Source organism: Polyangiaceae bacterium (assembly GCA_020633235.1).
Lineage (GTDB): Bacteria > Myxococcota_A > Polyangia > Polyangiales > Polyangiaceae > JACKEA01.
In genome coordinates this window covers 1,751,875-1,769,382 of sequence record JACKEA010000001.1, presented here as the reverse complement: position 1 = coordinate 1,769,382, position 17,508 = coordinate 1,751,875, and the positions used below count along the sequence as shown (strand labels likewise).

The window sequence follows — 17,508 nt, the reverse complement described above, 5'->3', positions numbered from 1 at the left end:
TACATACGCAGCCGCCCCCATGTAATCCGCATTACATCTGCTCCGGTGCAGGGATTGCGCGCTCCGGAGGCGTTGCGTCGGCAAAAACGAACGGCACGGACGATGCTTCAAATGCGGGCATGAGCCGCAGCGCACGCATCGCGGCGGTTACCCTGCTCCTGCTGGCGGCGGGCGTCAGTGCACGGAGCTTCGCCGCGCCCCCCGAACAGCCCGTACCCCTCGGCGGCCCCTGCACCTGGGACCTCGAGTACACCCTGGACGCCAACCTGGAGCTCACCGACACACCGCTCGGTCAGGGTGATGGCGTCGTCAACATTGGCCCCGGCCGCGTCGTGCTCCGCTTCGAGGACAAGAGCGGCAAGCCTGGCGGCGCGGTGAAGATGCTCGACTACCGCATGAGGGATCACTTCACCGTGAAGACACGGACGCTGTTCTGGAAGACGGTGGTGGAGAACGACACCAAGACGCGCTCGTCTCCCGACAAATGCGGGGTGTCCGCCAACGGCAGCCTCGCCGGCAATGTGGTCAGCTGGAGCAGCCCCGTCCGGGGCTACCGCGTGGATGGCACCGTGAAGTGCACCGGCGATCTTTGCGGCAAGTTCGGCGCGCCCAAAGAGGGCACGAGCCAGGTCCACATCGGGCCGAGCCCCGTTCCCTTCAGCGACTTCACGTTCGGCAAGGACATGAAGACCTTCAAGATGCCCCGCACCTTCGTGACCAAGACCAAGGTTCCGAAGCAGACGAGCTACATCGCCATCAGCGGGCGGCTCGTGAGGAAGCGCTGCGTCCCGGTCAAGGCCTGCAACTGACGATTGAGCGACACGCAGATCTCGTGCTGAACTCGGGCGATGACCGAGGGGCGCGAGGACTACGAGCTGCTCGACGCCTGGCGCGGCGGAGACGCCGCCGCCGGAAACGAGCTCTTCGAGCGACACTTCGACAGTGTGTTTCGCTTTCTGCGCAACAAGACGGCGCGGGATCCGGCGGATCTGGTGCAGACGGTGTTCCTGTCCATCGTGGAGAGCCGCGACTCCTTTCGCGGCGAGTCGAGCTTTCGGACGTACCTGTTCTCCGTGGCGCGCAAGCAGCTGTACAAGCACTATCGGGATCGCAAGCCGGGCGCCGACTTCGGGGTCACCTCGCTGGCGGACTTCGGCGCTACGCCCAGCCGGCTGGTGGATCAGCGCATCGGCGATCGCTTGCTGCTCGAGGCCCTGCGGGCGATCCCGTTGGAGCTGCAGATCGCCCTCGAGCTCCACTATTGGGAGCAGATGTCGGGTCCGGAGATTGCGCGGGTGCTCGGCATCGCCGAGGGAACCGTGCGCAGCCGCTTGCGGCGTGCGAAGGAAGCGCTGGACGCCAAGATGGTGGAGCTTTCGCGGTCGCCCCGGGAGCTCGAAACCACGATGGCCAACCTGGAGAACTGGGCGGCGGGGCTGCGCGACGCCCTCTAACGTTAACTTCCACCGCAGCGGCCGCGGATCACGACACCTTGCAGGCACAGGTCGCGGAAGCGACCGCGGTCGACCTCCAGCGCCGTGATGCGAACACGGCTCGTCTTCGCGCCGATGGCCACTCGCTTGGTCTTGCCTCGATCCGTACTGCGATCGAAATGCACGACCCGCTCGCCGCCGTCCCAGGAGACGCGCATCGTGCGCACCGTGGCGTTGATGGCCCATAGATCTGCGCCGCCGCTCGTCGTCGTCGGCCATCCGCCGCCGAGCTCTACTTCCGACACCCAGGTGTCGGGCCGGAGCTTGGCCTCAATCCATTCCCCTGCGCCGTCGCCCGCTGCGCTCTCGCACCAGGCCGTCGAGGGCACGCCGTCGAACGCGTGCCCCGCCGGGTGCGCGTCCCCTGCCGACGACGCTTTCACGGAATCAACGCACAGCCGGGTGACGTCCACGATGGGTGCGGGCGCGCTCGACGCCGTGGTCAGCGCCGACGGCGTGGACGTCGGCGGCGCGGTCGGTTCCTCGCCCCGCGTCGCCATCGCGACCGCCACCACCAATAGCGCCGCAGCCCCCGCCGCGAGCCACCACAGCTTGAAGCTGCGTTCGGCGCGAGCGATCTGGAGTCGCTCCAAGAGCGCATCCATCGACGAAAACCGCGCGCTCGCCTCGGGCTCCACCGCCCGCAGCAGCACTTCTGCGATGGGCTTCGGCACCTGACCGGGGATGCTGGCGCGCCGCAGGATGGCCCCGAGAAGGTCGTCGAGGGTGTCGCCATCGAAAGGGCGCTTGCCCGTGAGCGCTTCGATGGCCGTCACGCCGAAGGCGAACTGATCCGAGCGCGCGTCGACTTCGTCGCCGCGGAGCTGCTCCGGTGCCATGTACGCGGGCGTGCCCGCGCGGCCCGCAAGCACATCGGAATCCACCCGGAGCGCGAGGCCGAAGTCCGTGATCCGCGGCTGCCCTTCGTCGTCCATCAGCACGTTGTCGGGCTTGAAGTCGCGATGCACGAGCCCTTGCCGGTGCAGCGCCGCGAGCCCGCGTCCGGTCGCCGCCAGCACGTCGAGAACGCGCTCCCGCGGCGGCCTCTCTTGCTCGAGCCACTCGCGCAGCGTGCAGCGCGCGCGCTCCATCGCGACGTACACCTGCTCGCCGTGACTGCCCACCTGATGCACCGTGAGCACGTTCGGATGCTTGAGCCGCGCCATGCTGCGCGCCTCTTCCAGGAGCGACCCCGGCGTCTGCCGCTCTCGCGGGTGCAGTAGCTTCAGCGCCACCACACGGTCGAGCTCGCGGTCCCGAGCCTCGTACACCACGCCCATGGCGCCCGCCCCGAGGCGTCCCAGGATCTCGAACTGGTCGAGCCGCACCGGATCCGGCGGGCCGCCGAAGAGCCCCTGCTTGACCCGCGCCCGCACCCGGTCCCGCTCGACGTCGTCGCCGGCGTCGTTGGTTTGGGCGTGAGCCACGACAGAGGGGTCGCCAGGCATGCGCGAGGCCGCGAAATACCTCGGGATTTCGGCTCCCACAACGGTCGCCTCATTTTTTTTCGAGTCGTCGTGATCGATTCGGCGCCGGCCGGAACTGCCCGGATATGAGCCGCTTCGCCAAAGCCTTCGCCCTGATCGCGACCCTGACCGCCACCCTGAGCTGCACCCCCGCGGCCACCCTACCGAGCGCCGTTCCCGCCGTCGCGCGCCTCTCGGTCCCCACGGTGGCCGTGGTCGCGAAGCCGGAAGCCCAGACCGAGACTGCGAAGCCGGCCGCCGCTGCCCCGGAGCGCGTCCTCCGCCGCATCAAGGGCAGCGAGATGACCGTGCCCGTCGTGAAGATGGCCCGCACCATCATCAACGAGAACTACAAGAAGCCCTTCGGCTACGAGGTCGAGTTCGAGATCGACGGCAAGCACTACGTGGGCCGCATCGAGCAGCACTACCACCCGCCGGGGGGGCCGCTGCACCCCTGGGGTCCCCACGCCGGTTGCTCGCTGTACGTGGTGGAGCAGGGTTGAAGATTGGATGTTGGTGCGGCGCGATACCCGTCGCGGACGGACGTCGCGGCTACTTCAACACATGCCGGAGCTGAAGCACCAGCGCGTCCATCGCCGGGTTGTAGCCGAAGATCGGGTTCGCCGGGTTGTCGACGGCCTTGGCACAGATGGAGGCCGCGACGCCGCGGTCGCCGAGGTCACGTAGAACCTCCAGCTGACGCAAACCCGGGTAGGCCTTGGCGGAGTACTGCAGGCTGCCGTAGCTGCCGTTCGGCGCCTGACACAGCGGGTTGTTCTGGTTGTACCCGGGATCACCGCCCTGCTTGCAGTCGCACCCACCCGTCGCGCCCGCGCAATCGCGCGGAGTGGGCAACGGGAAGATACAGGCGAAGTTCAAGTCGTCGAGGTGCGGCAGCCATTCGTGACCATTGATCGGATCGGCGCCTGGGGCCGAGCTCGGACCCGGCAAGCCTGCGCGCGGCGTGGGTGACTCCACCATGTGGGGATCCGACGGGGGTTGGATACCCGTATGCGTGATCTTGGCCCAGTCGATCTGACTGGCGGTCTTGTACTCGAGGAGATTCGGATCGCTCTGGCTCTCGTCCGTCGCGATCAGCTGCCAGGGAACGCCGACGATGCCGACCAGCGTCACCAGATACGGATCGCGACCGCCGGCGAACAGTGGGTTGGGAACGCTTTGCCCAGACCGCGACTCGATCTGCGTCTTGGTCAGGCCATCCACGTAGCGTTGGGTCGGGTACAGCCAGTCGACGCCGAAGCGGCGCTTCTGCTCCCAACAGCGGAGGTTCGGCGTGTCCTCGGTGGTCTTGTCGTAGGGGCCCTTCTGGCACTCGGGATCGGTTTCCGTGGGCGCACATCCCGAGGGAGCGCTCTGCCCGCAGTTGAAGCAGCACGGATCGTCGGGGTTCGTCTGGCAGGCGCTGGTGGCGCGCGGAATGTTGCTGCCGGAAGTCGACACCAGCCAGCCCTGCTCGTCGTCCCGAATGGAGCAGTCGTTTTCGTCCGTGAGCATCACGATGGCGACCAGCGAGTCCGGGCGCAGGAACGCCGCGCGCTGTGCGAGGATGGTCTGGTCGACGCCGGTCGGCGTGCTCAGTCCATTGTTCTGCACGACGTCCTCCGGCGGCTCCGGATCGATCAAAAAGCGGTACCAGGACTCGAGCGACGCTTCGTATCCGCAGCCGAGCTCGCCCGCAGCCTTCACCTGCGCGGTGAAGTCGGTGGTGAGCTGATTCGCGTCCGTCGTGCCGCCCTCCTTGTTGGTTGGGTCCCAGCTCAGGAACCCAAGGTCCTTGAATGAGGGCAGTCCGGAGCGAACGCTGGGCAACAGGCGTCCGTGATCGTCTTGCCCTTGGGCGCCGCTGGCGCACACGTCGCCGCCGTGGCCCCCCAGGCTGGACGTCACGACGCCGATGTGCATGTCTTCGACCGCCTTGAGCTCCGGTTCCGACCCAGAGGGGCACGGCGCGTTCTGCCCCGTGGGCTGACCGCCAGAGTCGAGGCAACGCGGCGTGACCAAGCGCTGAATGAGAGAGGGAACCGCCTCCGCCAGGAGCGCCTGCTTGTCGCTCATGGAGATGGAGTTGTCGACCATGAACAGCAAGTCGATCTTGTCGACCGTCCCCACGAAACCGCCGCTACCCCCGCTTCCGCCGGTGGCCCCGCTTCCGCCACCGCCGCCGGTGGCCCCGCTTCCGCCACCGCCGCCGGTGGCCCCGCTGCCACCGTCGGGCGAGGCATTGCCCGACGACGAGCCGCCGCACGCGCTGATCGCCAGCGAGCCGAGCACCAAGGACGAAACCAGGACTGAAGTAAGAGCTTTCATGGCATTGGAAGCTACGCTCGAGACGCGCCAATGCTCCCCGGGGCGCGACGGGGGTCGCGCCGGGCCAACAAAATCAAGGAGCTTCAACGGCGGGAGACACCGCAGCGCTCGAGCAGATCCCACGGTGGGATGGCGCCGATGAGCGCGATGACGGCGTCCGCGTCCACGGTGCGGTCGCCGGATTTCGTGCGGAGGCTGACACGCCGGGGTTCGATGCGGCGGACCTCGGCGTCGAGCACGAGCTCGATGCGCCCGGCCTCCACCAGGCGGCGCACCTCCGCGATGTTCTTGGCCTTGCCGCGGCGAAAGCCGGAGCCGCGGTACGCGATGGTGACGCGAGCGCTCGGTTGGGCCGCGAGGGCGATGGCGGCTTCCATGGCGGAATCTCCGAGGCCCACCACCAGCACGTGCTGACCGGCGAAGCTGCGGGCGTCGGCGAGGCTGTAGAACACGGTGCTCTCGGCGGCTTCGCTGATCTCGGCGGAGAGGGTGCGCGGCGTGCCACGGCGCCCGACGGCAAGGAGCACGCGGCGGGCTTTGTGCGTGCCGCCGCCTTCGGTGCGGACGACGAAGCGACCTTCGCTCGCGCGCTCGACGCCGACCACGCGGGTGTGCTCGACGATCTCGAGCTTCTCTTTGCGCACGATGCGGAGCCACTTGGCGAGCAGCTCCTCCTTGCTGCTCTGCTCCAGCCACAGCTCGCCGGTGAGCGGGATGTCGAGAGGCTGATCGAACACCAGCTTGCCGCGGGGGAAGCTCTTGATGCTGGACGCCACGCTGCCTTGATCCAGACCCAGCGCGCGGAGCCCCTTTTGCTTGGCTTCGAGCAGCGCGCTGATGCCGGCGGGACCGGTGCCGACCACGATCACGTCGTACCCTTCCCCGCTCGCGCGACCGAGGCTCTCGGCGATGCCGCGCATGGCCTCGGCGCCCTGATTGATGGCGTTCTTGATCAGCGGCAGCCCGGTGAGATCTCCGGCCAGGTAGAGGCCGGGCACGTCGGCGGATTCGAGGGCGGCGCCGACGCGGGGGCGATCCTCGATGGGCTCGCCGTCGCGCACCACGAGGGAACCGTTCGGGCAGCGCTGCTCGCACAGCGTGAGTCCGCAGCAATCGTCGGGGCGCGCGACGACGGCGACGAAGCGCCGCACCTCGATCACGTCGTAGGGACAGGCGTCCACGCACGCGTAGCAGCCGAGACACGTGCTTTCGTCGATCTGCGGCAGGCGCACCACGGCGCTGGCGCGCACCTCCGGCGTGGCGTCCTTCTTCTTGCGATCGCGAAGGAGCTGACGCCCGCGCTCGACGCCGAGCACCGAAAGGCCCACCGCGAGGCCGATGCCCAGCCACCACAGGGGGCGCGACAGACCGCCGCGACCAAAGCCACCGGTGGGCACCACCGCGGCGGCTTCGCGTGCGGCTTCCCAGGCGGCGTCGCGCTCGGTGGTGGCGCCGGGCGCGACCTTGGCGCCGGCCCCGGCGATGGTAGTGATGTCGCGGTGCTCGTCGAAGCACACCGTCGGCCGATCGAGACCCAGGGACTCCTGCCCGGGGAGCAAGCACTGGGCGATGGGATCGCGGGGGCTTTTCAGATCGTGACAGCCGGCGCAAGCGCGCGCGGGGACCAGCGCGACGCTGACGGCGTTGCGTGGACGGAACAAAGTGGAAAGCTCGATCTGCCGCTGCCAGCCGCTGCCGTAACGCCAAACGCTGCCGTTCTCCGCGAAAGACACGCCCTCGTCGGCGCGGTGGATGCGGTGACAGGTGGCGCAGGTCATCTCGCCGGCGCGGCGCAGATCTTGATGCGCGGAACGCCTCGACGCGTGGCCCCCGTGACAGCGCGGGCACGCCGTAGCGGCGGGCTTGCCATCGCGGTGGCAGGCGTCGCAGGTGAGCTTCGCCTTCTGATGCGGGCGCGACTGCGGACCTGGCGCGCGTAACGCCGCCAAGCCGTCCGTGGCGATCAGCGCCACCACCACGGCCACCGCCGCGAGCACGCTGGCCGGCAGCACGCCACGGAAGCGCCGCACGTCGCTCGTCTCCGCGTGCTTCGGCGCCGTGCGGCGCCGCGCCGCAGGCTCCGCGCCGGGGACGCTCAACACCGGCTTCTTCACAGCCGCACCATGGCGAGCACGTGGAGCAGCAGCAGCACCAGAAGCACCGCGCTGGCGATGATGTGCAGCGGGAGCCACACCCGGAGGCTCGCCGTCAGCGCCCGCCGCAGGGGCAGCGCCCGGAGCTCCACCACGATGCGGATCAGATCGTCGAGCCCGTCGAGCTTCTCCTGGCCGCGTCCTTGCAGCATGGCCTCGACGCGAGCACGCAGCGCGCGCTGTTCCTGTGACAGCGAGCGCCCGGACGAAAGCAACACGATGGGGCCGCTGCCGCTCCGGGCGTAAGGTGAGAGCACGCGTTCCGCGAGGGTCTTCACCAGCTCGCTCTTGCCGGTGAGGGCGCGGTGAAAGCGATCCAGCAAGCGCTCCCGCTCGGCGCGGAAGTCCTCCGGCAGTGCTCCGGCGCGCTCCAGCCGTCCGAGGCGGGAGGGCAACACGCGGTACGCAACGGCGCCGAACACGCCGAGCAGCGCCACCAGCCAGAAGACCAAATGCAGCGCCCCGGCCGGGGTCGCGGAAAAACGGCTTCCAGCGTGGGCGACCACCAGCGCCATCGTCAACAGCCCAAGGGCCACGTGCAGCGACAGCCACTGCTTCGTCTTGGAGCGTGGCAGCGCGGCGTCGCCGCCCGAGCGGCGGGAGCGCGGCTTCATGCGGCGCTTCACCAGCCGCTTGGGCAGCGCGTAAGCGCCGAGGGCGAGACAGCCGACGCCGGCGAAGATGCCCGCGCCCAGCCGCAGTCCGGGAATGGAGAGCCCCACGGCGGCAATGACGGCGGCGATGCCGCCGGCAACGGGGATCAGCGGCAGCGCCGCCGTCCTCGTGGTGGCGCGCGCAGTGCCGCCCAGGAGCTTCCGCACCTCGGCGAAGTCTCGCCGCGGATCCAGCCGCAGGATGGACTCCGTGGGGCACGCGCTCACGCAGGCGGGCTCCTCGTACTTGCGGCACAGGTCGCATTTGACCGCCAGCGGCACCTCGCTGCCGGGCCGCGGCGCCATGGAGATGTTTTCCCAGGGGCAAGCCTTGGCGCAGGCGCCGCAGCCGGTGCACAGGTCGTCGCGGATGAACACTTCGCCGCGGGGATCACGACCGATGGCGCCCGTGGGGCAGTCGATCATGCACACGGGGTTTTCGCAGTGCTGGCAGGAGCTGGGCAAGAGCAAGCTCTGCGCCGTGACCTCGGTCTCCACCCGCGCGACGATCTTGTCTCCGCGACGCACCAGGCGCGAAACGCCGTGGACGTCCGCACAAGCCCAGGCGCAATGGCCGCAGCGCACGCAGGTGTCCTGATCGATGGCCAAGAGCGAGCGCGCCATCTGCATGCGGTACAGATCTTTGAAGACGTGCTGGGTGGCGTTCTTCACCGCGCCGCCCACCACCGAGAGCTGCAGGGCCTCGCGATCCGCCGTGAGGCGACGAAGGCGAGGGAGCAGCCCCGGGTTCCGATCCGAGAGGGTACCTAGGGCGCCCTTCGGAACACGCAGACAATGACCGTCGCCCAGGGCGACGGCGCTCTCGCTCCGCTTGCCCGGGCCGAGGGCGTCTTCGTCGCCGAAGAAATCTCCGCGGCTCACGTAGCCGGAGACGTGGACGCGGCCGTCGTCCTCGAGCTGCAGCTGCACCAAGCCGTCGACGACCAGGAAGCAGGCGTCCGCGCGGTCGCCCGCGCCGTACAGACGCTCTCCGCGCTCGAAGCGCTTCCACTCGACGGCATCGAGCAACAGATCGAGGTCGTCCTCGTCGAGATCGCGCGAGAGCGAGAGCGTACGGAGCAGATCCCGCGAGGCGGCGCGCCGCAGCGCTCGCTCTTGCCGCGCCGCGAGCTCCCCGCCGGTCGCGCCGCGGCCGAGCACCCGGGCAAAGACGGGGACGGGCACCTCCGCGAGCTCCGCCCCCTGCCGCGCGCGGGCAGTGGCGGCCCGCGTGGCGCCGGGCAACGCCGCTTCTTCGCCGAAGCTGTCGCCGCGCCGAGCGACGCGCAGGGTGGAGACGTCCTCGTCGCCGCGCCGCACGGCGGACAGCTCCACCTCGCCGGAGAGCACGACGAAGAACGCGTCGCCGTGCTCTCCCGGGCCGTAGATCCGCTCACCCTCCGCGGCCGAGAGCAGCCGGCCCGCGGCGGCGATCTCGCGACGCCCACGGGCGTCCACGCCGCGGAGCAGCGGCGCGTCGAACACCGCGTCGGGCCACTCGCTCACGGAACCCTCACGCTCGCCCGCGCGAGCTTCACGACCTCCAGGCGCTCGAGGGCGCGTTCGGTGATGAGCGGCCCGCTCGGCCGCTTGCCCGCCCGCGCCTGGTTCTTCTCGTAGTCGATGAACGCGCGCAACAAGTACGGCGGGAAGGCGCGGAACAAGAGCTCCGCCTCCACCGTGACGGGCCCCGCGGCGGACAGCGCGTAGGTGTAGGTCACGGGCTCCCCCGGAGCGAGGGAACGCGTGTCGATGATGGCGTCCGGACCTTTCAGCACGCCGCGGGAAGAATCCAGGGCGCCCACGGGAAAATAGGTCTCGAACAGCGCGTTCATCCCACTCAAGTTGCTGCGGCACTCTCCGGTATCGATGTCATAGGCGCCGTCGGCGAAGCGATCGGCCCGGGCGCGATCTTGTCCGGGAGCGGGCTGACAGCGGCCCAAGGAGTCGATGCTGCCGATGCACACCACGCAGCGCAGAAAGCCGTTCTGGAAGTTGACGAGACCGCGGCCGCGGAACTGCCTTCCGCCCAGCGCCGGGTTCGGATCCCAGCGCGGCGCGTCGGGCCCGTCCGCCACGTCCGCGCCGAACAGCCCCTGCGGCTGCCCCAGGCCATCGCTGAAGCGATCGTCCGTGGTCACGCGCAGGAAGCGCTTGTCGCGCAGATCTTCGTCGTCGCGATCCACGCGGCCCACTTCATAGACGACGCGGCCGCTCGCATCCGTGACCGTGAGGTGGACCCACAGCTCCCGCTCTTGGCTGAAGCCGGCGGGCACGCGATGGCCGGCACCCACGTTCTCCACCGTGACGGGGACCTCGAGGGAGCGCCCGCGATGCGAGGGCTGGCCGAGCTCGAGCTTCACGCTCGCCGCGAGGAGCAGGTCGCGGCGCTGGCGCGCGCCGAGGGGAATGCCCGCGACGTCGGTCGTGGGCTCGTCGATCAGCGCATCCGGAAACTCCTCGGCGAGCGGCAGATCCACGCCGGAAAAGTAGTGGCTGGAAAGCGGCGTGACGGTGGCGGACGCCGTGGCGATGCGACCCGACGCCCGGCTGCCGGGGGGCCGCGCCTCGAAGTGCGTGCCCGGCGCGCAAGCGCCGTCCGGGGCGGAACCCGCGCCGGGCAAACAAACCCCTGGAAAAGTGGACATGTGGCAGTCCTGGCAGCTCGCCGGCTCGCGTCCGGCGCGCCGTTCGCCCTCGGCCCAGTCGGCCCACTCGCTGTAGGCGTTGCGCAAGCGCTTGAAGTGCTCGCCCCGCTGGCGCGCACCGATCACGTCGCTGCCGAACAGCCGCACGTCGTGACACGCGCCGCAGAACTGGCTGCTCTGCAAGTGCTTCCGTGCCGAGTCGCTGGGGCGCGCGTGCACTCCGCCCGCGCTGGTGTCGCCGATGAGCTCCGTCGGGTCGAGCAGGTAACCGCTGTTGGCGATGCCAAACAGCCCGCGGCGATCTTCCGGACGCGCGAGGAAGCGCTGCCCGGTTTGGGTGCTGACCCAGAACGGGTTCCCCTGATACCTGCTCTCGGGCGTGACGGGGCCGTGCACCTGGTGGCAGAAGCCGCAGCTGATGCCTTCCATGGCCTGCTCGCCGAGCAGATCGCGCAGCGGTCGGCGCGCGGAGCTCTGCGTGCTGCGACCGTCCCAAGCCGGCATGGCACTATCGAGGTTTTCGCTGGGGGCGTGGCAGTTCACGCACCAGTGCTCGCCCCCGCTCCCGGTCACGGCAATGCCAGTCCGACGATCGCGACAGGCCGTGCGTGCGTCCGCCTTGCGCAAGATACCGGCTCCTTCAGGGCAATCGCGATCGCGCCCCACCTGCTCCTCGATCAGGATCTCGAGGGCCTGGAACATCGGGCTCTTCACCGAGTGCGCCATCACGGAGCGGTGCCACTCCCCCGCCTGCCGCGGATGGCAGCTCGCGCAATCCTTGGCCAGCACCTCGCGCGGGTCGAGCGCAGGGCGCGTGAGGTGGCGCTCGGGCTTGGGCGTCTGACTGCCGAAAGACAGCAGCACCACCGCCGCGAGCCCGACCCCCGCGAGCGGCGGCACACCCGTCGAAAGAAACCCGTGAAGCCACGTGCGCTCAGCCTTCGCCACGCGAGCCGGAGCAGGCTTCTCCGGAGCCGGCGCGGGATCCGAGCGCTTCATGCGCGGAATGCTGCGACGCTCTTCGGGCTCGGCGTCGATCCACTCTCCCAGCCGCGCGTGGATCTCGCCCGAGAGGGGTGGCTTCGCTTCCGGATCGAGCAAGCGCAGACAGAAGCTCTGCAGCCCCGGCGGCAGAGCCCGCGCGATGGCTTCCTCGAAGGGCGGCGGCGCCTGGCGCGCTTGCTCTTCGAGACCCAGGCGCAAGCCGCGACCGCTGAAGGCGTGCTCGCCGCTCAACATGCGGTACAGGATCAAGCCCAGCACGTAGCGGTTGGCAGCGTTGTCCCAGGGCGCACCGGCGGCCTGCGCCGGGGCGATCCAGCGCGGCGACGCGCTGCCCGAGCCGCCGTCTTCCAGCGGCGCACCCAGGAGCGAGCGCACCAGCGGCTCGGCACGCAGCTCCACCGTCAGGTTCCCCTCCCGCACGCTCACCGCGGAGGGCGAGAGCGGTCCCGGAAACAAGCTCTCGCTCTCCGCGTGGGACAAGGCGAACGCCAACGAGCGCGCGAGACTGAGGGCGTCCTTCCAAGGCAGCGCGCGCCCGCGGAAGAACGCCGCGAGGGTGGGCTCCGCCGGTGAGCGCACCAGCCAGATGCCGTCGTCGTCCTCGCCGGCGGTGGTGAAGCCGCCGATGCCGTGGCCACCGAGCGCGATCAAGCGCAGCGCCACGCGCTCGTCTTCCGCGCTCATACGAAACAGCTCGCCGCTGCTCGCGAGCTCGAAGCGCCGCGCCCGCCCCACGTCCGAGAGAGCGCGCCCCGGGGCGAAGCCCGCCGCGTCGGGGCTGGCGCGTCTCACCGGGTGGCTCCGGCCGTGGCGGTGGGCGCCTCGGGCGGAGTGACGTCAGCCGAGCTCTGCGCACGTACGACGTAGGCCACGATGCCGGCCACGATGGACAGCGCCAGCACCACGAGGATCCCCGTGCGCGCGCTCACCTCCCGCGGCGCGCTCGCCTTTTCCACCAGCGCGATGGTGTCCGCTCGGGGCTTCGGCTCCGCGGGCTTCGGCTCCGCGGGCTTCGGCTCCGGCTTTTCCGCCGCGGGCATGGGCTCCGTCTTCTTCTTCGCCGGACCGCTGCGCGGCGGCGCCGGCGCCGCAGGGGCAAAGGGCTCCAGATCGTGCAGCACGTCCGCCGCTGAGCCGGGGCGATCGTCCGGAGCCTTCTCCAGCATCTCGAGCAAGAGCCGCTCGATGCCCCGGGGCAGCGACGCGCGCACTTCTTCCGGCAGCGGCGGCGGCTCCGCCGTGCACTGCAGGTTCAAGAGCTCTCGCGGGGAAGCGCTCTCGAAGGGCGCCTTGCCGGCGAGCATTTCGTACAGCACCAGGCCCAGGCAGTACAGATCCGAGCGCGCGTCGATACCCGTCGCGTCGATCTGCTCCGGGCTCATGTACTGCAACGTGCCCACGCTGTGGGTCGTGGTCTTGCTCAGCTCTTGCAGCACCTTGGCGATGCCGAAGTCCATCACCTTCACGGTGCCGTCCGAGAGGATCATCACGTTCTCGGGCTTGAGATCGCGGTGCACGATGGGCGGATCCTGCCGGTGCGCCGCCGCCAACGCAGAGGCGATCTGCACCGCGATGCCCACCGCGTCTTCCCAACCCAGGCTGCCGTGCTCGTTCAAGTAGTCCCTGAGCGTGCGGCCTTCCAAGAACTCGAGGGCCATCACCAGCTGGCCGTCGCTCTCGGTACACGCCAGACAGCGCACCACGCCGGGGTGATCGAGGTGCGCCAGGATCTGCATCTCGTTCAGGAACAAGCGCCGGCCATCCTCCGAGCGGGCCAGCTCCGGCCGCAGCACCTTGAGCGCCACCCGCCGCTTGCTGAGGCGCTCCTCCGCCTCATAGACCTTGCCCATTCCGCCCTCGCCGACCAACCGCCGCACGAGGTACTCGCCGATGCGCTCCATCTGATGGCCTTCTACGTTCGAACCGCTGAAAGGTGCTTGTGCTGTCGAGGGTAGTGCCATCACGGGGAACAACGCCCGCCCACTGGCGAGCTTTCACTCCTGGTGGTGGCCACGAGACCCGAAAATGGGACGCATTTTCTGAGAAACGCCTCGAAATAGCCGAGTTTTGAGGGAATGTCGGTCCGCCGCGAACCCCGTCGCGCAGCGACGCACTTACATTCTCCTACACCCCCAATAGCTCGCGTTCCGACCCCGTGATGCTCGCCGCCGCGTTGTCGAGATGCCCAGCAGCGCGCAGGTAGGTGGCGCTCGTCTGGTTGGCGTCCACGTACTCCTGACAATCGGCGGCGAAGATCAGCGCGCGCTGGAACAGCTCGAGCGCATCGAGCAGCGCGGCGAACGCGCGCGCTCGCGGCGACCCGAGACCGGCCGCCCGCGACCGTTGGCTCGCGAAGCCCTCGAACATTGGCCCCTCCGGCCACACGGGCACACTGCCGAAGGTCGCGGCGTGCAGCGGCTCGCCCGTGACGGCGTTGCGCTGGTGCAACGCCGTGCGGATCGCGAGCTCCACGTGGTGGGACACCTCCGAGAACGCCCCCTGTGCCGAAGCGTCGAGCTCCGCGCCGAGACGCGCGAGCGCGCCTTCGACTCCCAGGGTTGCCGCTTCCGGCTCGATCAAGCGCGCCGTCACCGGGACGCAGTATGCCCCGAGCGGGCGCAGATCTCACGCTGATGGACGTTTCCGCGGCGGACCAACATCCCTGCGTCCTGTCAGTCCCAGGCGCGGAAAACGGCTGATACCCTCCGCGCCATGGACCTCGGGGATGCCCTGGCGGCGGAAGATCTGACGACGCTTCGCGTGCTGCGACAGACGGGCGGCAAGCTCGCCGTGACGGCGAGCCGGGATTTCGACGACGACACGGATTTTGCCGCCTATGGGCGCACGCTGGCCATCGACCACGTGACGAGCCGCCGGCCGCGGGTGCTCGGCCACGCCGAGAGCGTCGCGGCGCTCGCCAAGCACGGGGCCGGCGCCGCACTGGACGCGCTGCTCACGGGCATGCGCGCGGGGCACCACGAGATGGTGCTCGCTCAGGTGCACGCGCCCCTGGGCGTTCGCCTCACGCACTACGTGCACTCGTCCACGCTCGGCATCCAGAGCGGGCTGCACGGCATTCGCGCCGGCGGCATTCGCCGTCACGATCCGAAGACCCCGGGTCCGGAGGTGATGCAAGACGGACTGAATCTGTCGCGAGCCATGAGCTACAAGTGCGCCATGGCGGAGCTGCCCTACGGCGGCAGCAAGACGACGGTGCAAGCCGCTTCCATCGACGTGCACGACGACCGTCGCCTGGGCTTCATCGCCTGGTGCATCGATCGCGGGAATCTGATCACGGGACCGGACGTGGGATTCGCGCCGGAGCTCATCGACCGCCTCGCGGCGCGTTTCACGCGTCACATCTTGTGTGGCCCGGCGGCGCCCCTGGGCAGCACGAACACGCCCACTGCGCTGGGCGTGTTCGCCGCCATCCGCGTGGCCTGGGCGCACCTCTCCGGCAGCTCGAACCTGAACGGCAAGCGCGCGAGCGTGCAGGGCCTCGGCGCCGTGGGCCTCGAGCTCGCGGAGAAGCTCGCCGCGGAGGGCATGACGGTGCTGGGTGCGGATCCCGATCCGGAGCGCGTCGCAGCGGCCCGCGCGCGGGTACCGAGCATCGAAATCATGGACCCGGAGCGCATCTTGACGGCGCCCACGGACCTGCTCGCCCCCTGCGCCCTGGGCGCCGTGCTGACCCCGGAGACGATCGCGAAGCTCGACTGCAAGCTCGTCTACGGCTCGGCGAACAACCAGCTCGCCGCGAGCAGCGTGGACGAAGAGATAGAGCTCGCCGAGCGCATCGCGGCGCGCGGCATCCTCACGCAGCCGGACTGGACCATCACCGGCGGCGGCGTCATCGCCGGCCACGAAGAGTACCTGCACCGGGCGTCGGCGAGCATGCAGCGCGTCCACGCCGCCATCGCCCACGTGTGCGGCGCCAAGAACGCCGAGCTCCTCGCGGAAGCCCGCGCGCAGAACGTCACCCCCACGCGCCTCGCCTACGCCCGCATCCTCCCGGTGGTGCACCCGGAGCTGCTCGGAAGCTGATTCCGCGACGGAGCTCGAAAGTCCCCTGCCCTCGGAGTCTTCCTTTGTTGGTGCGGCGCGATCCCCGTCGCGTCCAGCTACGGGAGGGCCGGCGGCGTCAATCTGCCGGACGTGATTCCGAAGTAGCGGTCAGTCCCATGCGATGTCCGACGTGTTCCGCGTCACGATCGTCGATCGCCATCGCGCCCAGCAGCGCGCCGATCACGGGGATCGGGCTGCCAGCGCGCGCCGCACGCGCGGAGATGCGTCCCCACTCGAGCGCCGTCGCTTCGTGCCCTTCTCCAGCTCACCCAGGGACAGCACGCTGACGAAATCCATGCCGACCGGCAGCGCCGCGAACCACGCGTCCACACCGTGCCGAAGGCTTCGGCTTGGTGAATTCGGAGAGCGCGCAGGTATCGAGCAGATACGCCATCGCGCTCAGATCTCGACGTCGCGTCCCAGATCCTTCACGCGATCTACGGCGAGACCACTGGGCGAGACGCGGGGTGCCTTCCTGAGGACGTCGATCAAACGTCCGCGACGACGGGACAACCGCGTCCACTCGTCGAATGACACCAGCACGGCGGTCACCTGACCGCGGCGAGTGATCACCTGCGGCCCGGCCTCGAGCGCCTTTGAAACCAGCTCACTGAATCGGTTCTTCGCGTCTTGCAGCGCCCATGTCCGTTTCATCTGCCAGTCTAGCCGATTCGAGACAGGACGCCATGCGTCGCTATTTCGCGTACTTCCGCTCGATGCGGAGCAGGTTGGCGATGACGCCGCGCCACTCTTCCTGCTCGCGGTCGCTGCCCATGCGGCCGACGATGAAGGCGAACGCCTTTCCAGCGCGCATCACGACGTACACGTCGCTGCCGTATTGGTAAGCGACGACGTTGCCGCCCTCGTGCACCACGTCTTGGAAGTCGAACAGGCGCCGGCCCGGACCGAGGGCGCGCTCCACGCTGCGCTGGTCGTCGCCCAGGTGGGCCGGAAACTCGAGCCCGGACGGCTCGGCCACCGCCCACACCATGCCGTCCACCTTGGCTTGTTCCGGCTCGCGCTCGGGAGTGGACAGCAGCGTCAGCACGCCGCCGCCCGGCAGCGCCGCCGCGGAGCGACACGGCGCAAAGAACCAGATCCGCCGCTCGCCATGTTGGATGGGATCCGTATCGCACAGCGACGCCTCGAGCCCCGCGTCGAGGAAGCGCCGCACGGTGTCGCCAATGTGAGCTCCATTCCACGACGGCGCCGGCGTGGCCGGGACGGTCTCCACGGCTGCTACCGGCGGCGCGGCGCGGTGGGTGGGCGCTGCCGGCGGCGCTGGCGGCTTCGCGGGCGGCGGGGGTTCGCTTCCGCACGCGGCGAGGGAAACGGCGAGCACCACCACGATCTCATTTTTCATCTTGCTTCACCCCACGCCGTCAATGACCCGAAAGCGCTGTCCAAAGCTCGTTTCGCACAGCTTCAAGAGCTCCGGTTCCGGCTCCACCTGCGCGAGACGGGAGAAACACTTGCCCGCATCGAGCACCAGGGCGAAGCGGAAGACCGCGGGTGGGATGCGCTGCGCCTGAGGCGGTCCCCAGATGCTCTCGATGGTCTCCACCGGCACCAGGACGGCTGGGTCTCTCCATCGGCCTCGATGGCCGGCACGAAGACGAAGCGGGCATCGCTCATTTCCCACGCGATGCGCGCGTCCATGCCCTCGAGCGCGGCAAGGTCCCGCGCCAAGGGCCGCG

At 69.6% G+C, this 17,508-nt stretch carries 15 protein-coding genes; 4 read left to right on the top strand and 11 right to left on the bottom strand.

Going from position 1 to position 17,508, the window contains the following annotated elements:
• Positions 1 to 119: 119 nt before the first annotated feature.
• Together H6717_07720 and H6717_07715 are read left to right on the top strand one after the other, a co-directional pair.
• Positions 120 to 809 (top strand): hypothetical protein, encoded by a 690-nt coding sequence (locus H6717_07720; GenBank protein MCB9576898.1) that lies wholly within the window; start codon positions 120 to 122, stop codon positions 807 to 809.
• A 39-nt stretch (positions 810 to 848) separates the two neighbouring features.
• Positions 849 to 1,454, top strand: coding sequence for a sigma-70 family RNA polymerase sigma factor (locus tag H6717_07715; GenBank protein MCB9576897.1), 606 nt, complete (start codon positions 849 to 851; stop codon positions 1,452 to 1,454).
• A 2-nt stretch (positions 1,455 to 1,456) separates the two neighbouring features.
• On the opposite strand, the gene H6717_07710 is transcribed toward H6717_07715, so the two are convergent.
• The gene (locus H6717_07710) at positions 1,457 to 2,920 is read right to left on the bottom strand and encodes a protein kinase (GenBank protein MCB9576896.1); all 1,464 of its coding nucleotides are present in this window, start codon (positions 2,918 to 2,920) and stop codon (positions 1,457 to 1,459) included.
• Between the two features lie 125 nt (positions 2,921 to 3,045).
• Between H6717_07710 and H6717_07705 the strand changes: the two genes are divergently transcribed.
• Positions 3,046 to 3,462 (top strand): hypothetical protein, encoded by a 417-nt coding sequence (locus H6717_07705; protein ID MCB9576895.1) that lies wholly within the window; start codon positions 3,046 to 3,048, stop codon positions 3,460 to 3,462.
• Positions 3,463 to 3,511: 49 nt separating this feature from the next.
• Here H6717_07705 and H6717_07700 read toward each other — a convergent pair whose 3' ends face one another.
• From H6717_07700 to H6717_07675, 6 genes are all read right to left on the bottom strand, one after another.
• Positions 3,512 to 5,287: a hypothetical protein gene (locus H6717_07700; GenBank protein ID MCB9576894.1), complete on the bottom strand. Its 1,776-nt coding sequence runs from the start codon at positions 5,285 to 5,287 to the stop codon at positions 3,512 to 3,514.
• 83 nt (positions 5,288 to 5,370) lie between these two features.
• A complete protein-coding gene (locus tag H6717_07695) occupies positions 5,371 to 7,401 on the bottom strand; it encodes an NAD(P)-binding domain-containing protein (protein ID MCB9576893.1) in 2,031 nt (676 codons plus the stop codon).
• A complete protein-coding gene (locus tag H6717_07690; GenBank protein ID MCB9576892.1) occupies positions 7,398 to 9,599 on the bottom strand; it encodes a cyclic nucleotide-binding domain-containing protein in 2,202 nt (733 codons plus the stop codon). Before H6717_07690 ends, H6717_07695 begins: the two co-directional genes overlap by 4 nt.
• Positions 9,596 to 12,538 (bottom strand): hypothetical protein, encoded by a 2,943-nt coding sequence (locus tag H6717_07685; protein ID MCB9576891.1) that lies wholly within the window; start codon positions 12,536 to 12,538, stop codon positions 9,596 to 9,598. Before H6717_07685 ends, H6717_07690 begins: the two co-directional genes overlap by 4 nt.
• Positions 12,535 to 13,647 carry a serine/threonine protein kinase gene (locus H6717_07680; protein MCB9576890.1) on the bottom strand — a complete coding sequence of 371 codons (1,113 nt, stop codon included), beginning with the start codon at positions 13,645 to 13,647 and terminating at the stop codon, positions 12,535 to 12,537. Before H6717_07680 ends, H6717_07685 begins: the two co-directional genes overlap by 4 nt.
• 223 nt (positions 13,648 to 13,870) lie before the next feature.
• Positions 13,871 to 14,338 carry a hypothetical protein gene (locus H6717_07675; protein ID MCB9576889.1) on the bottom strand — a complete coding sequence of 156 codons (468 nt, stop codon included), beginning with the start codon at positions 14,336 to 14,338 and terminating at the stop codon, positions 13,871 to 13,873.
• A gap of 120 nt (positions 14,339 to 14,458) precedes the next feature.
• Between H6717_07675 and H6717_07670 the strand changes: the two genes are divergently transcribed.
• Positions 14,459 to 15,790: a hypothetical protein gene (locus tag H6717_07670; GenBank protein ID MCB9576888.1), complete on the top strand. Its 1,332-nt coding sequence runs from the start codon at positions 14,459 to 14,461 to the stop codon at positions 15,788 to 15,790.
• Positions 15,791 to 15,991: 201 nt separating this feature from the next.
• On the opposite strand, the gene H6717_07665 is transcribed toward H6717_07670, so the two are convergent.
• From H6717_07665 to H6717_07650, 4 genes are all read right to left on the bottom strand, one after another.
• Positions 15,992 to 16,141 (bottom strand): hypothetical protein, encoded by a 150-nt coding sequence (locus H6717_07665; GenBank protein ID MCB9576887.1) that lies wholly within the window; start codon positions 16,139 to 16,141, stop codon positions 15,992 to 15,994.
• A 69-nt stretch (positions 16,142 to 16,210) separates the two neighbouring features.
• The gene (locus tag H6717_07660) at positions 16,211 to 16,465 is read right to left on the bottom strand and encodes a type II toxin-antitoxin system Phd/YefM family antitoxin (GenBank protein ID MCB9576886.1); all 255 of its coding nucleotides are present in this window, start codon (positions 16,463 to 16,465) and stop codon (positions 16,211 to 16,213) included.
• Between the two features lie 40 nt (positions 16,466 to 16,505).
• Positions 16,506 to 17,174, bottom strand: a complete 669-nt coding sequence (locus tag H6717_07655) for a hypothetical protein (GenBank protein MCB9576885.1) — start codon at positions 17,172 to 17,174, stop codon at positions 16,506 to 16,508.
• 6 nt (positions 17,175 to 17,180) lie between these two features.
• A complete protein-coding gene (locus H6717_07650) occupies positions 17,181 to 17,381 on the bottom strand; it encodes a hypothetical protein (GenBank protein MCB9576884.1) in 201 nt (66 codons plus the stop codon).
• Positions 17,382 to 17,508 lie beyond the last annotated feature (127 nt).